17 protein-coding genes are annotated in these 16193 nt (G+C 38.6%); 8 read left to right on the top strand and 9 right to left on the bottom strand.

Translation table 11 applies throughout. The features are described from left to right. Nucleotides 1-342 precede the first annotated feature (342 nt). The 4 genes from CFPU101_RS23195 (at nt 343) to CFPU101_RS23180 (ending at nt 5179) form a co-directional block, all read left to right on the top strand. Nucleotides 343-1056: a DUF2993 domain-containing protein gene (locus CFPU101_RS23195; RefSeq protein WP_206817985.1), complete on the top strand. Its 714-nt coding sequence runs from the start codon at nt 343-345 to the stop codon at nt 1054-1056. A gap of 92 nt (nt 1057-1148) precedes the next feature. Continuing rightward, the gene (locus CFPU101_RS23190) at nt 1149-1904 is read left to right on the top strand and encodes a DUF3887 domain-containing protein (protein WP_206817983.1); all 756 of its coding nucleotides are present in this window, start codon (nt 1149-1151) and stop codon (nt 1902-1904) included. Between the two features lie 769 nt (nt 1905-2673). Further along, complete coding sequence (locus tag CFPU101_RS23185) at nt 2674-3522, top strand: septal ring lytic transglycosylase RlpA family protein (protein WP_206817981.1); 849 nt, start codon at nt 2674-2676, stop codon at nt 3520-3522. Nucleotides 3523-3643: 121 nt separating this feature from the next. Continuing rightward, entirely contained in the window at nt 3644-5179 is a 1536-nt protein-coding gene (locus tag CFPU101_RS23180) for a bifunctional pantoate--beta-alanine ligase/(d)CMP kinase (RefSeq protein WP_206817978.1), read from the top strand. Here CFPU101_RS23180 and CFPU101_RS23175 read toward each other — a convergent pair whose 3' ends face one another. The 5 genes from CFPU101_RS23175 to purS form a co-directional block, all read right to left on the bottom strand. Beyond that, nucleotides 5180-6310 carry an AI-2E family transporter gene (locus CFPU101_RS23175; protein ID WP_206817976.1) on the bottom strand — a complete coding sequence of 377 codons (1131 nt, stop codon included), beginning with the start codon at nt 6308-6310 and terminating at the stop codon, nt 5180-5182. It lies immediately after the preceding gene. Between the two features lie 103 nt (nt 6311-6413). Next, nucleotides 6414-6935 carry a ribosome recycling factor gene (frr, locus tag CFPU101_RS23170; protein ID WP_374191988.1) on the bottom strand — a complete coding sequence of 174 codons (522 nt, stop codon included), beginning with the start codon at nt 6933-6935 and terminating at the stop codon, nt 6414-6416. A gap of 13 nt (nt 6936-6948) precedes the next feature. Continuing rightward, complete coding sequence (gene pyrH, locus CFPU101_RS23165) at nt 6949-7671, bottom strand: UMP kinase (RefSeq protein WP_206817972.1); 723 nt, start codon at nt 7669-7671, stop codon at nt 6949-6951. A 66-nt stretch (nt 7672-7737) separates the two neighbouring features. Next, nucleotides 7738-8442 carry a phosphoribosylformylglycinamidine synthase subunit PurQ gene (gene purQ / locus CFPU101_RS23160; protein ID WP_206817970.1) on the bottom strand — a complete coding sequence of 235 codons (705 nt, stop codon included), beginning with the start codon at nt 8440-8442 and terminating at the stop codon, nt 7738-7740. 17 nt (nt 8443-8459) lie between these two features. Beyond that, on the bottom strand, nt 8460-8735 hold the full coding sequence (gene purS, locus CFPU101_RS23155) for a phosphoribosylformylglycinamidine synthase subunit PurS (protein ID WP_206817968.1): 276 nt from the start codon (nt 8733-8735) through the stop codon (nt 8460-8462). A gap of 42 nt (nt 8736-8777) precedes the next feature. On the opposite strand from purS, the gene CFPU101_RS23150 reads away from it, so the two are divergent. After that, nucleotides 8778-9161: a Fur family transcriptional regulator gene (locus CFPU101_RS23150; RefSeq protein WP_206817966.1), complete on the top strand. Its 384-nt coding sequence runs from the start codon at nt 8778-8780 to the stop codon at nt 9159-9161. A 234-nt stretch (nt 9162-9395) separates the two neighbouring features. On the opposite strand, the gene CFPU101_RS23145 is transcribed toward CFPU101_RS23150, so the two are convergent. From CFPU101_RS23145 to petE, 3 genes are all read right to left on the bottom strand, one after another. After that, nucleotides 9396-10262, bottom strand: a complete 867-nt coding sequence (locus CFPU101_RS23145) for a DUF1206 domain-containing protein (protein WP_206817964.1) — start codon at nt 10260-10262, stop codon at nt 9396-9398. A gap of 95 nt (nt 10263-10357) precedes the next feature. Beyond that, nucleotides 10358-11362: an ABC transporter ATP-binding protein gene (locus CFPU101_RS23140; protein ID WP_206817962.1), complete on the bottom strand. Its 1005-nt coding sequence runs from the start codon at nt 11360-11362 to the stop codon at nt 10358-10360. A gap of 131 nt (nt 11363-11493) precedes the next feature. After that, a complete protein-coding gene (gene petE, locus CFPU101_RS23135; protein WP_206817960.1) occupies nt 11494-11877 on the bottom strand; it encodes a plastocyanin in 384 nt (127 codons plus the stop codon). A 204-nt stretch (nt 11878-12081) separates the two neighbouring features. On the opposite strand from petE, the gene petJ reads away from it, so the two are divergent. Both petJ and CFPU101_RS23125 read left to right on the top strand, forming a co-directional pair. Continuing rightward, nucleotides 12082-12417, top strand: coding sequence for a cytochrome c6 PetJ (gene petJ, locus CFPU101_RS23130; RefSeq protein ID WP_206817958.1), 336 nt, complete (start codon nt 12082-12084; stop codon nt 12415-12417). A 102-nt stretch (nt 12418-12519) separates the two neighbouring features. Further along, on the top strand, nt 12520-13464 hold the full coding sequence (locus tag CFPU101_RS23125; protein WP_206817956.1) for an META domain-containing protein: 945 nt from the start codon (nt 12520-12522) through the stop codon (nt 13462-13464). On the opposite strand, the gene CFPU101_RS23120 is transcribed toward CFPU101_RS23125, so the two are convergent. Then, nucleotides 13456-14982, bottom strand: a complete 1527-nt coding sequence (locus CFPU101_RS23120) for an NAD(P)H-hydrate dehydratase (protein WP_206817954.1) — start codon at nt 14980-14982, stop codon at nt 13456-13458. The two genes, CFPU101_RS23125 and CFPU101_RS23120, sit on opposite strands and share 9 nt — an antisense overlap. 159 nt (nt 14983-15141) lie before the next feature. Between CFPU101_RS23120 and CFPU101_RS23115 the strand changes: the two genes are divergently transcribed. Then, nucleotides 15142-15987, top strand: a complete 846-nt coding sequence (locus CFPU101_RS23115; RefSeq protein ID WP_206817952.1) for a hypothetical protein — start codon at nt 15142-15144, stop codon at nt 15985-15987. Nucleotides 15988-16193 lie beyond the last annotated feature (206 nt).

Below are 16193 nucleotides of genomic sequence, written 5' to 3'. Positions count from 1 at the left end.
CTTGAAAGTTAATGAAAATCTCCTCTAAATTTAATAAACCTATCGCTAGAAGTCGTGACAATGATTGGCGACTTGTCCTAAGTCTACTTCCCTATGCTCGCCTTTATAATAAGACTTTAATCCTTTCTATCATCTTACTTATTCCCTTATCAATATCGGGAGCAATTCAACCGATTATTATTGGGCAATCGGTGTCATTATGAAGTACTACCTCGCGGTAATGCTCTCTAAACTTAATTTTTGTTAAGGAAGGATGAAAGCTCATCCTTCTTATATGATGAAAGATGCCCCATTTTGGGGCTATTTTTTTAGATAGTAACCGCTTAGAATCACAAAAGAGCTATGTTTAAACTAGAAGATATTGGCGAAAAAACCATTAATAAAATTGCTGAAATGGCTCTTGCTAGTCAAATAGAACAGGCGGAAAAGGTTTCTGTACAAGTTAAAACTGATCCAGAAAAATTAGCGAAAGGTCTTTTAGAGTCAATTACGATTTGTGGAGAAGGTGTTAAGCTCAATCCTTTTTTGCGAGTACAAGAGATGAAGATTAATTTAACTAAAATTATGGTTCATCCCTTTAAAGCTTTGATGGGTAATATTAAACTGCTTGAACCCAGTCAAGGTACTATCTCTATTGTTTTAGATGAAAAAGATATTGAGCAATCCCTCCGCACGCAAAGCTGGAGCAAAACACTACATAATCAGCAATCGATATCTCTAGTGGTTCAGCAAATTTGGTGTAATATTACAGAACAGGATCAAATTATTGTCAATACTCAATTAGAAAATAAAAGTACAAAAGAAAGATGGGTTGCATCAGTCAAGGTAATTCCGTCAATTAGTTTGCTAGGTGAAATTGTTTTAGAAGAAATACAACCAACAGAAAGCTCTTCACCTGTCTTTATCCATGAAATAATTTTAAAAGAATTGACAAAAGTGTTAAATTTTAATTCTTTTGCGATCGATGGTTTAGATTTAAAGATTCAACAGTTAACGATTCAATCAGGACAATTATTTTTACAAGGATTGGCAATTATGTCAAAATTCCCAAAATGATCAGTCAAATCAGGAACTTTTTCTTCTTAAGCGAAAATCTAATAATGTATTAATCGCTGTTGGTGTCATTCAATCCACACAGGAGTTTAAAAATGGTGATTCGCTTTTCGTTATTTATGAAACATTTGCCTTGGACTTTATTATTGGTTTTGATTCCTGCTTTTTCTCTACCTACTCACGCTCAAACACCAACTACAACTACGGTACAGGTTCCTCTAACCGAAGCGGAAAAAGCAACGATGCAAGAAAGAGCGAAGACTATGATTGAGCTTTTAAATCGTGGAGAATATAGCAAAGCTAGAGAACTGCTGGCTCCAGATTTTGCAAATCAGATAACCGCAGAGGAAATACAGAGCATTTGGGGAGATACAATTAATAAATTTGGAAAAATTAAACAGCAAGTTAGCTCACAGGTTATTGATACAGTCAATTCCGATTTAGTTGTGATCAAGTCTCAATTTGAGCAAGGACAAGGAAATATCATTGTTACTTTTAATGAAGATGAGCAGATCGTTGGTGTTGATTTTCCTAGATTAGAATCAGTTTCTGAAATTTCAGAAATTTTAGTGCAATCTTTAGCAAAAAGGGACTTTCCTCGCGCTAGAGGGTATTTACATCCTTTATTGAAAACAGAAATTTTTCCGCAGCAAGTTCAGCAGCGATGGGACAATTTGCAAAAAGCGAACGGTATGTTTAAACGTGTTGTAGATACAGATGTTAGCTCAGGTTCATCAGTCGATGAGTCTGAAGTTGTGATCATGACGCTAGAGTTTGAACGAGCAACTCAACAGATGTTAGTGATTTTTGATGATCAAAGACGTATTGTCGGAATCAATATAGTTGAATAACATCATGTGTATTTAATAGTGATCAAGAGCAAGGAAAGATTTTATTTCTTACTCTTGATCCTCTCAAACTTTAAATTTGTGGCGATTTATCTTAAAAACGGGCTTGACGTTGTTGAAAATAGCTAGAAATTCTACTAAAACTTTCTGTCACTAATAAGGAGTCTTGTGACAGAGTTAAATCTGGCTATAAATAAAATATATTCAAAAGATTAGATGTTATAAATACCTAAGATTGTGTTTATTCGCTTTTATTTGATCGGATTGATAAAATTTTATAATTAAATGTATTAATTTAGCTAATAGCAGATGGTAAAGTAACATTTGTCAATCCTCTATTGAAAATATTTATATAATTTTTAGTTTTTGATTCATTATTTCAACTTCAATCCTGTTTTTTCGTATCAATTTATACTGTTTTTTTGAAATTCTTGTAAATCTTCTCTACTCCTTACTATTTTTAAACAAACTCAAATTGATAACTCATCAGTGTTCTAGCTAACTAATTTTGTTCAAAGTGGCTTAAAGCAGTGGAGAAAAATAATAAACCTTCCATCATATGATAGATTTTTGATTTAAACAATAGGTGATTGAAATTTTTTATTAAAAACTTAAAAAACCATAGGATCAAATGCGATCCCCACTAGAAGAATCATGTTACGGTGTAACAGAACTATGTAGAAAGCTTAGTTTGTGTAAATTTGTGAGGAGGTAAAGTTAGCAAATTGCAGTTTTCCGAGGACTATCATTTGCTAACCGTCTAAACAAGATCATGAAACGTAAAATTTGGAATCAGCTAACCGAAGCTGTGTTAATTAAGGCTGTCTGTATTACAGCCATCGGAACGGCTATATCTATAGTTAGTTCCGCCGAGGTCTCCTTTGGTTCTTCCTTAACAGACGTTGTTGTACAAGAACAGTCAAATACAGAAGCTCTAACACCTCAGTCTACCACAGAAAATCAATCTACAACAGTAGATACACGGAATAATTTTGCGCCGTCGCAATCGGAAATTTTTAAGCCTAATGGATTAGAAAAACCAGTATTGGAAAACCAAGCCTTAGAAAATCCGATCATTAATCAGACATCTCTGGCTGTACCAGAGCCGAAAATGCCGACTTTACCGATGACTAATGCTCCTGTTCCGCCAACTCAATCACAAAGCGAAAAAGCTGCCATTACTAGACCTATTTCTAATAATAATGCAGCCCCAGCCAAAAAAACTCAACCGAAAAAAATAAATCAAACAACAAGTACGTCTAAACCAACGGCGAAAGTTTCGAAAAGCTCTCAGACGGCACAACAAGCCAAAGGAAGAGTTGTAACCCGTCGCAAACAGGGAATGGCTTCTTGGTATGGACCGGGTTTTCATGGTCGGCGGACAGCAAATGGAGAACGGTTTAACCAATATGGGATGACGGCGGCACACCGAACCCTACCGATCGGTACTCAGGTTAGAGTGACTAACTTGAATAATGGTCGTTCTGTCGTAGTGCGGATCAACGATCGTGGGCCTTTTGGTAAAGGCCGAATCATCGATTTATCCAAAGGTGCAGCTAGGTTAATTGGAGTCGTTCAATCGGGAGTCGCTCCCGTTCTGTTAGAAGTTCTAGGACGCTAGAATAGTTTAGGGAATGGGTTGGAAGATAAATCCTTTTTAACCCTTTCCTAATCTAAGTGAATAAAGTATAAACTGTGAGGGGTGAATTTTTTCAGCCTTCATTGTTCTGTAGGAGGATACAGTGCGTTTGTTTACAACGATCGCGGGGTTGCGATCTTATCTTAACAGTCACGGAAAAGACAAGACTATTGGCTTAGTCCCTACGATGGGCGCACTTCATATCGGTCACGCAAGTATAATTAAACGTGCGATCGCAGAAAATCAAATCACGATTGTCAGTATTTTTATCAACCCCCTCCAATTCGCTCCTACAGAAGATTTAGAAAAATATCCGCGTCAGCATTCCCAGGACTATCAACTGTGTGAAAAACTTGGCGTTAATGTTATTTTTGCTCCAACTCCTGCAACAATGGGCATTGAGCCAAACCATTCTTTAACGACGGTTGTCCCCCCAAAACAAATGACATCGGTTTTATGTGGGGTTTACCGTCCAGGGCATTTTCAAGGAGTCGCAACGATCGTCACTAAACTTTTGACAATTGTTAACCCAACAGTGGCTTATTTTGGCGAAAAAGATGCTCAACAACTCGTTATTCTTCGGCAACTCGTAGATGATTTAAACCTTAAAACTGAGATTAGAAGTTGTCCAACAGTGCGTGAACCTTCAGGACTCGCTTATAGTTCCCGTAACCAGTATCTAACTCCAACTGAAAAAGAACAAGCCGCTATTTTGTATCAAAGTTTGAAACTGGCTATACAGTCTTTTGAACAGGGAGTACGAGACAGCAAAACTCTAATTACAGAAGTTCAACAACAATTAAATACCGTTCAGGATTTAAACATTCAATATGTTGAGTTAGTTGATCCGACAACATTAACCCCATTAGAAAAAATAACAGAATCAGGACTTTTAGCGATCGCTGTTTATCTCGGTTCAACTCGTTTGATCGATAACGTGATCCTACGGCAACGTAAACCCATTATCGCCATTGATGGCCCCGCAGGTGTGGGGAAATCGACGGTAACTCGTTGTGTGGCCCAAGCATTGGGTTTAACTTATTTAGATAGTGGTGCCATGTATCGCGCTTTAACGTGGTTAGTCATGCAAAAAGGCATTCCTTTAGATGATGAAGCAGCGATCGCAGAAATCGTCAGTGGCGTTCACTTAGAACTGCTCCCCTCGTCATCTCCCTCTCAACCCATGACTATTAAAATTAACGGAGAAGACGTTACAGAGGCTATTCGCACCCCTGAAGTAACACAAAATGTTTCTGTGGTTTCTGCTCAAAGTTATGTTCGTCAAGTCATGCTCGAACAACAACAGCAATATGGCAAAATTGGGGGAATTGTCATCGAAGGTCGAGATATTGGTACAAAAGTTTTTCCAGATGCCGAATTAAAAATATTTTTAACTGCTTCTGTCCAAGAACGTGCTAGACGACGGAGTAAAGATTTAATCGAACAAGGACAAACTCACATTGGTGTTGAACAGTTAGAACAGGACATCCAAAAACGGGATTATTTGGATAGTCATCGCTCGATTTCTCCTTTATTAAAGGCACCAGATGCGATCGCAGTTAATACAGATGGCTTAACGATTAAAGAAGTTACCGACAAGATTATTCAACTTTATCAAGAACGTATGTTCCTTTCATAGCTAGAATTTTTCGGACTGATTTAACGGCGTTTCTACCAAAGAAAAAGTATTATCATCGATTAAATCTGGTTTCTTTAAAGGATTTTGAAAGAATGAGCCTGTTTGTGGTGGCAGTGCAGGATCGCCAATGACTTCAGCTAAACTTTTAATGACACCCGTAAGAGGAATCGCTAAAACTACACCTAATAAACCTGCAACTTCAGCACCAATTAACAAAGAGATAAAAATAAAAATTGGTGATAAACCTGTTAAATTTCCCATCAGTTTCGGAGTAATAGCATTATCTTTAATTTGTTGGACGATAACTGACGTGATTAAAACCTTAAGAGCTAACCAGGGATCAATAAAAAGTACAATAATGACAACAAGACCAATTCCTAACGTCGCTCCAATAAAGGGAATCAATTCCATTAAACCAATAAACACAGCAAACAAAAGAAAAAACGGCACTTGCAATAGCCAAAAACCTAAGGTTAGTGTCGTTGCCATGAAAGTACCTAATAGTAATTGTCCTGTCAGGAATTGTTGTAAATTGCGTTGTAATGAAGCGGTAAGTTCAGTTTGAATCAGAGGACTAAAAATAGAAGTGATCCATAGCCAAAGTTTTTGACCATCAATAAGCATATAAAACGAAATGACTAGAACCAAAATAAAATTGATAAATCGATCAAAGGTTCCTAAAACCAAATTAACTCCAGTTCTAGCAGTTGACTCAGCCAAGAATTGAAAACGTCCTGAAAACTGTGCTGTCAATAATTGGACATCAATGGGTAAACCGTGACCCTCACTCCAACTCTGAAGACTGGTTAAACGTTGCTTGGCAAGTTCGACAAAATTGGGGAAATTGATGAGTAATTGTCTAGCTTGCTCAATAACTGGCGGAATTAAAGTCACCAGTAAAATAGATACAAGAATCAGACTAGCTAAATAAACAACAGCCGCCGCGATCGCACGTTGAGGTAAAACTGATTTTAGGGCAGTAACAGGATAATTTAATAGAAAAGCGATTAAACCTGCCGTCAGAAGCAGACTAATTAAGCCACCAAAATAGCTTAAAGACTTAACGGTGAGCCAAAGAGCAATAATTGTCAGTGACCAACTTAGTAAAAATTTTTGAAACTGCGACAACATTCATAATAATCCAGTAACGCTACTGGATCAATATAAACCACAAATTAAAAATAGGGACAACTTTTTTAAGAGTTTGTCCCTTATATAATTTAAACCAACGGTTTTAGACAGTGGTAATGTCTTTTTCTTTAGCCGCTAGAAGTTCATCAATTTTGCTGATATATTGATCCGTCACTTTTTGAATATCATCTAACAACGAACGAGCTTCATCTTCAGAGATTTCGTGACTTTTTTCTTGTTTGCGAACTGCATCAACGCCCTCACGCCGAATGTTTCTTAAAGCCACTTTTCCTTCTTCGGCGAGTTTACTGGCGAGTTTCACCAGTTCTTTGCGTCTATCTGATGTTAGGGGGGGAATATTTAAACGGATGATCTGACCATCATTATTAGGCGTTAAGCCAATATCAGACATCGAAATCGCTTTTTCAATCAAGCCCATACTACTTTTATCATAGGGCTGAATTGTGATGGTCGTTGCATCAGGTGTACTAATTGTAGCTAGGGACTTTAACGGCGTTTCTGTCCCGTAGTATTCTACAGTGATTCGATCTAACAAAGCTGTACTAGCTCGACCAGTACGAATTGTATTAAAAGACCGTTGCGTTGATTCAATGGTCTTTTGCATATTTTCTTTAATTTCAGCTAACTTCACAGAAACCTCCGACAATCGTTCCAACAGGTTCTCCCTGTATCGCACGAACAATATTACCGCGAACGGAGAGATCAAAAATAACAATAGGAATATTGTTTTCTTTACACAAAGCGATCGCAGTACTATCCATTACCCGTAAATCATGAGTTAGAACATGACCATAATTCAAGCTTTGATAACGTCGCGCATCAGGATTAAGTGCAGGATCGGAATCATACACACCATCTACTTTAGTCGCTTTGAGGACGACATCCGCATCGATTTCGGCTGCCCTGAGTGCTGCTGTCGTATCTGTGGTAAAAAATGGATTTCCTGAACCCGCACCAAAGACAATGACTCGCCCTTTTTCTAAATGACGAATGGCACGCCTACGGATGTAGGGTTCGGCTACTTCTTGCATGGCGATCGCAGTTAACACCCGTGTCGGAATGTTAGCGCGTTCTAAAGCATCTTGTAAAGTCATGGCGTTCATTACAGTTGCAATCATGCCGATATAATCTGCTGTTGCTCGATCCATCCCTGCCGATGCTGCTTTGACTCCCCGAAAGATATTACCGCCGCCAACTACTATGGCGAGTTGAAATCCTTGTTCAACAACTTCTGAGATTTCTTCGGCAATGTCAGCGACGACTTTAGGGTCAATCCCATAACCAAGATTGCCCATGAGATATTCACCGCTTAATTTTAATAATACCCGCCGATAAGTCATGCTTGTACCGCTACTTTTTTATATTTAGTAGTATAATTCTCCACTAAACATAGCAGGTTTTTGGCTTTAAGCAACAGATAGTAGGGGAGTGACCTTAAGTAATCCTTCAAACAGTTTAAAGCCGTCAGTGGCATTTAAAAGGGGATCTGAGGCTCTTTCAGGATGGGGCATCATGCCTAAGATATTACCTTGTTGATTGATGATTCCTGCAATATTATTTAGAGAACCGTTGGGATTACTTTCTGGGCTTATTTCACCTGTTGGACTACAGTAGCGGAATAGGATTTGTCCATTGTCTTCTAAAGATTGTATGGTCATAGGATCAGCATAATAGTGACCTTCACCATGAGCGATCGGAATGGTAATAATTTGTTTATTGGTATAGTTAGAAGTCCAAGGCGAGTCAGAATGTTCTACAAGCAGGGGAATTTGATCACAGATAAAGTGTAGGTTTTGATTACGGGTTAAAGCACCTGGTAATAGTCCCACTTCGGTTAAGATTTGAAAACCGTTACAAATGCCTAAAACGTATTTACCTGACTGGGCGTGTTTAATGACACTTTTGATGATCGGCGAAAAACGAGCGATCGCACCACAGCGTAAATAATCACCGTAACTAAATCCACCTGGAATTACGATAACATCAAGATCAGAGATCTCTGTTTCTTGGTGCCAAACTCGTCGCGTCGGTTGCCCCAGTAATCCTTCTGTTACAGTTACTACATCACGATCGCAATTTGAGCCAGGAAAGACAATTACACCAAATTTCATAGTTTTCTTTAAATGAATTAATTTCCAGTTAGAAGGGACAAAGGGGCTAATTCAAAGCGATAATTTTCAATAACAGGGTTAGCTAGAAGTTGATCACACATCTGTTCTAACTGTTGTTTGGCATCTAATTCATTTGATGCCGTGAGGGTAAGCTCGATGTACTTTCCAATTCTAACCTGTTCAACTCCTTTGTATCCTAACTGTTTTAGTCCTGATGCGATCGCCGTTCCCGCAGGATCTAGCACTGAGGGACGAAGGGTTACATAAATTTGACACTGATATTGTTGAGACATACTTTATTTATCCGTAATCAGACGACGTAGACCAATATTATTATGAAAGTTCAGCGAACCCGTTCTCAAGAAAAAGTTTTTCAACTTCTGAAAACCCTCAATCGTGCGATTTCGGCCCAAGAACTTTATATAGAGTTACGTCAGTCGAGTCAAAACATGGGTTTAGCGACTGTTTACCGCTCTTTGGAAGCTTTAAAATTAGAAGGCTCTGTAAAAGTTCGCACTCTAGCTAATGGGGAAGCTCTTTATAGTTTAGTGCAAGCGGATCAACATCATTTAACTTGCATCAATTGCGGTCAATCTTTTCCAGTTGATGAATGTCCTGTACATCATTTAGAAGATAAACTAGAACAAGCGTATCGTTTTAAGGTTTATTATCATACCCTAGAGTTTTTTGGTTTATGTAATCAGTGTCAGGAAGTTTAATAGTTAACTTTTTAATCAGAAACTAATGATTAAAAATAAAATTTTTTATGATTCTAATTATTGAGACACCCTAAGTTAATCAAAGGTTGCTTATTATTTTGAAGAGAAACTATTGTTAGATCATTTAACATTTAACTCAAACACCAATTGTTCTACCAAAATAATTAGATCATCAAGATAAACTTGAATAATTTCTGATAATTTTAGAAGAATGATTGGCTTTTTAAAAACATATCATCTATGACCTCTCATTTCTGGTAGTTGTCGATATCTCGCCTCGATCAATGAATAAATACTATAGGCAATTAGACCGAGTGCGACTCCTCCTAGAATCCAGCGTCCGAAGGGTTGTGCTGCCAGTGCGGCTAGTGCTTCACCTAATCCTTTAGCTCGATTGGGGTCAAAGGTGAGGGCAGCTTGGGTTAAGAAAACACCAATAGTAGCGAAGACAATCCCACGAGCCGCAATTCCTATTTGACCAAGAATAATCGCCCAAGTTCTCTGTTGAGGCTTAATCATCGACAACCGAAGATGTTTTTGAAATTTGCTTTTGTAAGCTTTGTAGAGTTCATAAAATCCTAGTCCAATGACAAGCACTCCCGCTAATCCCACCAACCACTGACCGAAAGGTTGAGACAAGAAACGCGCTGTCCAGTCTCTTGTTGCGTTATTACTACGGCCTCCTGAACCGAGAATGAGTTTAATTGCTGTGGCTGCTAGTCCAAAATAACTTAAAGCACTAAAAGCATAACCGAGTCGTCGAGCGATTTGTTTAGCTCCTTGTCGATGTTGATGAGTATGTTCTGGGTCGAGAAAAGTTTCAACGGTTCGCCAGAGGGCATAACCAATCAGTCCGATAGTAACAAGACTTAGGAGAAATTTACCAAAAGGTTGTGTGACGATCGTTTGGAGGGCTCCTTTACTGTCTGTCGTCTTACCCCCTACCCCAAAAGCAGCTTGTGCAGCTAACAAACCGATGACAAAATAAACTACACCTTTAGCAGCATAGCCAAGTCGGGCTAGTTTTTCCATCCAAGGATGTGATGCAGCTTGTTGAATGGGTTGTTCGAGATTGCTTGAAGGTAAGTTATGTCGTCCCATCGTTGTTGTGTAGCATAAATCTGAGTTCTCCTACTTTTAATCAAAGCAGTAACGAATATTCCTCTCATCACCCTAAATAGGTAGATATCAAAAGTTTACTGACTTGTGGTGATCCCGCGTTCTCTAAGTTGACGGATAAAGAATTCTTCTAAAGAAGCACGTGCTAAATTTAAACTAATTAACTGAGCGTCCATTGAAGGTAGGGTATTTAAAAAGTTTTGTGGATCACCATTTAGTTGTCCGTGCCAGTAACCATCTTCTAAAGTTAACCCCGTCATCCATTCTTTAAGTTGTTCTTCTTTGCCACCTTTAATAATCACTTGATAGACATCAGCACGTCCTAAAAGTTCATCGAGAGAACCGACGCAAATTAATTCACCTCTGGCTAAAATGGCAATACGATCGCAAATTTGTTCGACATCCGAAAGAACATGGGAGTTAAAAAAGATGGTTTTTCCCTGTGCTTTAAGCGATAAAATAATTTCTCGGACTTGATAACGTCCCATTGGATCGAGTCCAGACATCGGTTCATCTAAAAAGATTAGTTCTGGATCGTTGATTAAAGCTTGTGCCATGCCAATTCGTTGTAACATTCCTTTAGAATATTGTCGTAGCTGTTTTTTACGGGCAGTTTGACGCGCTAACCCAACAAGATCTAAGAGTTCTGGTATGCGTTTTTTCTGGACTGATGGCGGAATTTGAAAAATACCTGCAATCAATTCGAGGAATTCCCACCCCGTGAGAAAATCATAAAAGTAGGCATTTTCGGGTAAATAACCAATGCGTTGTTTAACATTACGATCTCGAAGAGATCCGCGTAGCGGTGCGCCGATAGAATGGTCTAATAGAATGGCACGACCCGATGTCGGACGGACAATACCAAGGAGTGATTTCAGAAGAGTTGTTTTTCCTGCACCATTGGGGCCGAGTAAACCAAACGTTTCTCCTTTGTAGACAGTTAGCGAGCAACTTTTTAAAGATTCGATTTTTTGATTGAGCCAAAACCCTGTTAAATAAACTTTTCTTAATTGCCAAGTTTGCACGGCTGGGGTTTGTTCAATGGGTTTCGGTTGAATGGAACTATCTAAAACAGTGTGCATCCTACTCCTTCGATTGGTTACATTATTTTCCCTAGTATTCCCAAATCATGTAATTTTTTTCTCATCTCCAATAAAATTAGCCCATGACTTTTCCGTTATGGGCTAATCTTGTAAAAATTTAAAGTGAGGTCTTATTCTACCGTAATGGTTCCACCCATTCCTGCACCACGATGGGGTTCGCAGTAGTAGCTATAGACACCTGGTTCGCTAAAGGTGGTTTCAAAAGATTCACCTGGCGCAAAAAGAAGGCTTTTGTGAGAAATTTTGGTTGCTACGTCAGCAGATGGGACTTTATCTTTATCAAAGACAACGTTATGAGGAGCTAATTTATTGTTGACCCATTTGACGGTATCACCTGCTTTGATTGTGACTTTTTCTGGCTCAAATTTAAGCTGACCACTATCTGCACCCATTTTAACAGTAACGGTGTCTGCTGCGGCTGGAGCAATGGAGGTAAAGAAGCTAGTAATCACTAAAGCAACCGTAGCAAGTAACAAACCGAGTTTTTTAGACATTCTGAGTAACCCCTAATAATTCATCTGATGAGGAAAGTTTGACAGCTTGTCTTTTGACAAGAACTGAAGATTTATGCTTTTAATTCCCTTTATTGATTTTACTACAAAGTTTGACAACTTGTCTTTTGACAAAAAAAACACTTTTTTTAACGATGGCCTAGGGGCAATTTGAACCAACCGAAAATCATCAAGAGGAGAACTCCGTTGAGAAAACTACTATTACTGATCGTTCTATTTTTCTCGGTCACGCTGTTTAGCTTGACTCAGCCTGCTTTCGCGGGTGATGCTGCTAGTGGTGCTAAAGTTTTTACAGCTAACTGTGCAGCTTGCCATCAAGGTGGCAAAAATGTTGTTAATGCAGCTAAAACTCTACAAAAAGCTGATTTAGAAAAAAACAGCATGAATTCTATTGAGGCAATTGTAACCCAAGTCACCAAGGGTAAAAATGCGATGCCTGCTTTTGCTGGACGTATCAGTACAGATGATATCGAAAATGTAGCAGCCTACGTTTTAGCTCAATCTGAAGGCGGCTGGAAATAGAATACCAGTTTGCGCTAGTAAGAGAGAATGGACTGATCAAGATTAGTCCATTCTCTTTTTTTTTGAAGCCATAATGAGGAATATGGTTGTTGAGGATTAGTAATGATTAAGAGTATTTTAGGCAGTTTATTGATTGTGGTTGCGAATGGCATAGTGGTTCTTGCTGAACAACCTCCGCTACAAGGTACACCTTGGAAGTTACAGAGTTGGAGTGATGTTCCTTCTTTAGTTCCCGATATCCCTGTTACGATCACATTTGAACAAAGCAATTTATCGGGTTCAGCAGGTTGTAATCGCTATCGTACCGCTTATGAGACTAAGAAACAAAATTTAACGATTAAACCTGAAATTGCTTCGACTTTTAAAGCTTGTCCTGAAGATATTATGCGTCAAGAAGCACTATTTTTAAGTATTTTACCTTTAGTAGAACGGTTTGATATTAATGCACAGGGAGAATTGAAATTAACCTATCGCACGAAAAAAGGGACTGGAACCCTGATTTTTACGGATGCTGAACGCCCTACTTCTTCGAGTTCTTCTAAGATGTGGCTAGATCATCAAAATATTACAAATTGGAATCAACCTAAAAATCCTATCCCACAAGCTCCTAAAGCTGAAATTGATGCTAATTTAATTAAACAGTGTCAAGAGGGTTTCCGTCGTCCGACAACACCAGAAGATAATAGTTTATCGCGCAATGGTTGGATGTTATTTGGCCCGATACAATCCTATGCGGGAACGACTTTAATTACAGCGACCAGTAATGTAGATGGGATGTGTCGTCCATTACAATATCAAGCGTTTATTTTTGTGGATGGTCAATTTGCGGGTACGCTTTCACCTCAGTTGATGGATTCTCGTACAGATGGTTCTACTGGGCCAATGTTTCTAACGGGTGAATCCAATTTCAGCGTCGAGTTTAATCGTTACTTAGAAAAAGACGCGCTTTGTTGTCCTTCGGGAGTTAGTCGCGTTTCTTATCAAATTCAGCGACAAAATAATGCACCTATAGTTGTACCGATAGAAGTGGCGACACAATCAAACTGAAACAAGATCAGTAATCGCCTGATTGATATACTGGGCTAATGTTACGCCATCGACTCCTAATTCGGTTTTGTCTTTGGCGGCTAGAATTCCTGCTTGCGCGTGCAACCATGCGGCTAAAGCAACGACATTTTTAGGAGGTTGTTTGGACTGTGTTAATAAACCTCCAATTAATCCCGTTAGTACATCGCCACTTCCACCACGAGCTAGAGCAGGTGTACTCGCTGGAATCAGCCAGACTTGTCCATCTGGATCTGCGATCGCTGTTCTGGCTCCTTTAAATAGTATAATTGCATTACTTTTTTGTGCCGCTTCAGTACAGGCTGTAATGCGATCAGAAGAGTTTAAATCTGGAAATAGTCTTTTAAATTCACCTAAATGGGGTGTAAGAATTGTTAAATTATTACGGATGCTCAGGATATTTACGCCGAGTTGGGCAAGGATATTTAAACCATCGGCATCTAAGATTAAAGGTTGTTTACTCTGTAAAACTTGTGTAACTACGTTTTGGGCATCAGTCGTTAAACCAGGGCCACAGGCGATTACAGTATATTGATCTAATGTAGGTAATTCTGCGATTGCTCCTGTTTCGGTTTCAGGACAACCAATAATCAGGGCTTCTGGTAAATGACTCGTTAGCATGAGTTTTAAGAACTGAGGAACCGCAATAGAAAGCATTCCTACACCGCTACTTCTTGCCCCTAAACCTGTTAAAATTGCCCCTCCTGCATAGCGAGAAGAACCACAAACCAAGAGTAAATGACCTTGTTTGTATTTATGTGTCACCAGAGGACGCGGTAAGGGAAGAAAGGAACGGGCAACTGAGGGGATTATCTGTTGGATGGGTGGGTTTTCTCCAAGAACAGCCCATACGTCTTGGAGAGGGATGCCAAAATCGATCCGTTCAGCACTTCCGATGTATTCTAAAGCTTGATCACAGAAAAAAGCCCGCTTCCATAAACCGAGACAGAGGGTATGAGTTGCTTTAACGGCTGTTCCTAAAACCTCTCCCGTGTCGGTGTGAATACCCGAAGGTATATCAATACTAATGACAGGTTTTTGCCATTGGTTGAGTTGATTAACGTCTTCGGCTAAGGTTCCCGTAAGCGATCGTTCTAAACCAAAACCGAATAATCCATCTATCACTAACTGACACTTTTGTAAAGCATCTATTTGTTCGGATTGAGGAATACCTAAACTTTCTGCATATTGAGCGTGTTGTAAGGTCAATTCTTTGAGTTGATGAAACGGTTTATAGAGAGAAATAGAGTACCCTTGTAAGTGTAATTCTCTGGCAACTACTAAAGCATCTCCTCCATTATGTCCAGGCCCGACTAAAATTCCCACTTCTGGACTTTGTGAAAGTGGGTAAAGTTGCTGAATTCGGGTAGCGGCTCGGTTGGCTGCTTTTTCCATTAGTGCAGCAATAGGCATCTGTGCAGCAAAAATGCGCCTTTCAATTTGAGCCATTTGGTTCGCAGAGACAACAATTGATTCTAGGACTTCTCTAAAATGAGACATAAAATAAGTTTTTGCTCCTTTAAATACTTTTTTTTATCGTAATTTGACCAATTATGATATGTTGAATTTTGTTCCCTAACCCTTAGTTCGCTTTTTGAATGATTTGATATGTTTCAAAAACTTGTTTTGCTGAAAAGGCATCAGTTATTCTACTTATTAATGTCTATTTTAGTTCTTTTTGGTCTTGTAGAATATGGAACAATAGCTCATGCTAATGGAGTATTTAATAATGAAAGTATTCGAGGAAATTATGCAGTTGTGACCTTAAATGTTGGTGGGCAATATCCGCAAGCGGGGATTAGTGTCATCAATTATGACGGAAAAGGTAAGCTATCTGGAACGAGCATTCAAAATTTACCAGGTGCTTCCATTGCTGAGAGAATTTTAACTAAAGCAGTTTTTAGTGGAACATATATAGTTAATCCAGACGGAACAGGACAAAGTGTCATTAAAATGTCCTTACCGAATGGTACAACAACTGACCATAATTTAGCGTTTGTGATTACCAAGGCAAAAGAAGATAATATTAAACAAGCTGAAAGAATTAATTTAATTCAAGAACAGTTAGACGAAAAAACGGGAGGTTTACTTAAATTAGAAGCGACTAAATTACCTGATGATGGAACATTTACCAATGCTAGTCTTAAGGGTCAATATGCCTATACTTTATCTGGTTATGGTGGACGAGTTTCGCAGTTAGGCTTAGGTATTATGTCTTATAATGGACAGGGTAGTTTTTCTGGCAAAGCAATTGTTAATCTTCCAGGAGAAACAACAGGAAAAAGAATTTTTGTAACTGCGCCGTTTGTTCGTCCCTATAATATTAATGCAGATGGTACTGGAATTGCTACCCCTCCTGGGGAAAGTGATATTTTGTTTATTATTACCGAGGCTCAAGTTGATAACGGAATTAAAGTAGGGCAATCAGCTTTTTTTATTGTCAATCAAATTAATCCAATTACGGGTAATCTTTTGACTGGTGAAATGACCAAATTACCGAATTAATAATGTTTATACTGAGCTAATTGAGTAATAATTTTTCTCGTTAGCTCTTGATTTTGAGCAAACATGGATTATACATACTGGTTATCTAAAGTTAAAACTTTTGTTTCAGGTATCATCGCCATCAAATTAGACGTTTGAGGATTTGTGCTGAAATTTATACTTGATTTAGGATTCGTCTTGGTCTAATAATACCAATTATTGAAAAA

The organism is Chroococcus sp. FPU101, from assembly GCF_017312365.1.
Classification (GTDB): Bacteria; Cyanobacteriota; Cyanobacteriia; order Cyanobacteriales; family Microcystaceae; genus Chroococcus.
This window is presented reverse-complemented; position numbering and strand designations above follow the sequence as displayed.

Excerpts from the sequence above, each read along its gene's own strand:
- CFPU101_RS23195 (WP_206817985.1), top strand. The coding sequence starts at position 343 with ATGTTTAAACTAGAAGATATTGGCGAAAAAACCATTAATAAAATTGCT.
- CFPU101_RS23190 (WP_206817983.1), top strand. The coding sequence starts at position 1,149 with ATGGTGATTCGCTTTTCGTTATTTATGAAACATTTGCCTTGGACTTTA.
- CFPU101_RS23185 (WP_206817981.1), top strand. The coding sequence starts at position 2,674 with ATGAAACGTAAAATTTGGAATCAGCTAACCGAAGCTGTGTTAATTAAG.
- CFPU101_RS23175 (WP_206817976.1), bottom strand. The coding sequence starts at position 6,310 with ATGTTGTCGCAGTTTCAAAAATTTTTACTAAGTTGGTCACTGACAATT.
- frr (WP_374191988.1), bottom strand. The coding sequence starts at position 6,935 with ATGCAAAAGACCATTGAATCAACGCAACGGTCTTTTAATACAATTCGT.
- pyrH (WP_206817972.1), bottom strand. The coding sequence starts at position 7,671 with ATGACTTATCGGCGGGTATTATTAAAATTAAGCGGTGAATATCTCATG.
- purQ (WP_206817970.1), bottom strand. The coding sequence starts at position 8,442 with ATGAAATTTGGTGTAATTGTCTTTCCTGGCTCAAATTGCGATCGTGAT.
- purS (WP_206817968.1), bottom strand. The coding sequence starts at position 8,735 with ATGTCTCAACAATATCAGTGTCAAATTTATGTAACCCTTCGTCCCTCA.
- CFPU101_RS23150 (WP_206817966.1), top strand. The coding sequence starts at position 8,778 with ATGAAAGTTCAGCGAACCCGTTCTCAAGAAAAAGTTTTTCAACTTCTG.
- CFPU101_RS23145 (WP_206817964.1), bottom strand. The coding sequence starts at position 10,262 with ATGGGACGACATAACTTACCTTCAAGCAATCTCGAACAACCCATTCAA.
- CFPU101_RS23140 (WP_206817962.1), bottom strand. The coding sequence starts at position 11,362 with ATGCACACTGTTTTAGATAGTTCCATTCAACCGAAACCCATTGAACAA.
- petE (WP_206817960.1), bottom strand. The coding sequence starts at position 11,877 with ATGTCTAAAAAACTCGGTTTGTTACTTGCTACGGTTGCTTTAGTGATT.
- CFPU101_RS23125 (WP_206817956.1), top strand. The coding sequence starts at position 12,520 with ATGATTAAGAGTATTTTAGGCAGTTTATTGATTGTGGTTGCGAATGGC.
- CFPU101_RS23120 (WP_206817954.1), bottom strand. The coding sequence starts at position 14,982 with ATGTCTCATTTTAGAGAAGTCCTAGAATCAATTGTTGTCTCTGCGAAC.
- CFPU101_RS23115 (WP_206817952.1), top strand. The coding sequence starts at position 15,142 with ATGTCTATTTTAGTTCTTTTTGGTCTTGTAGAATATGGAACAATAGCT.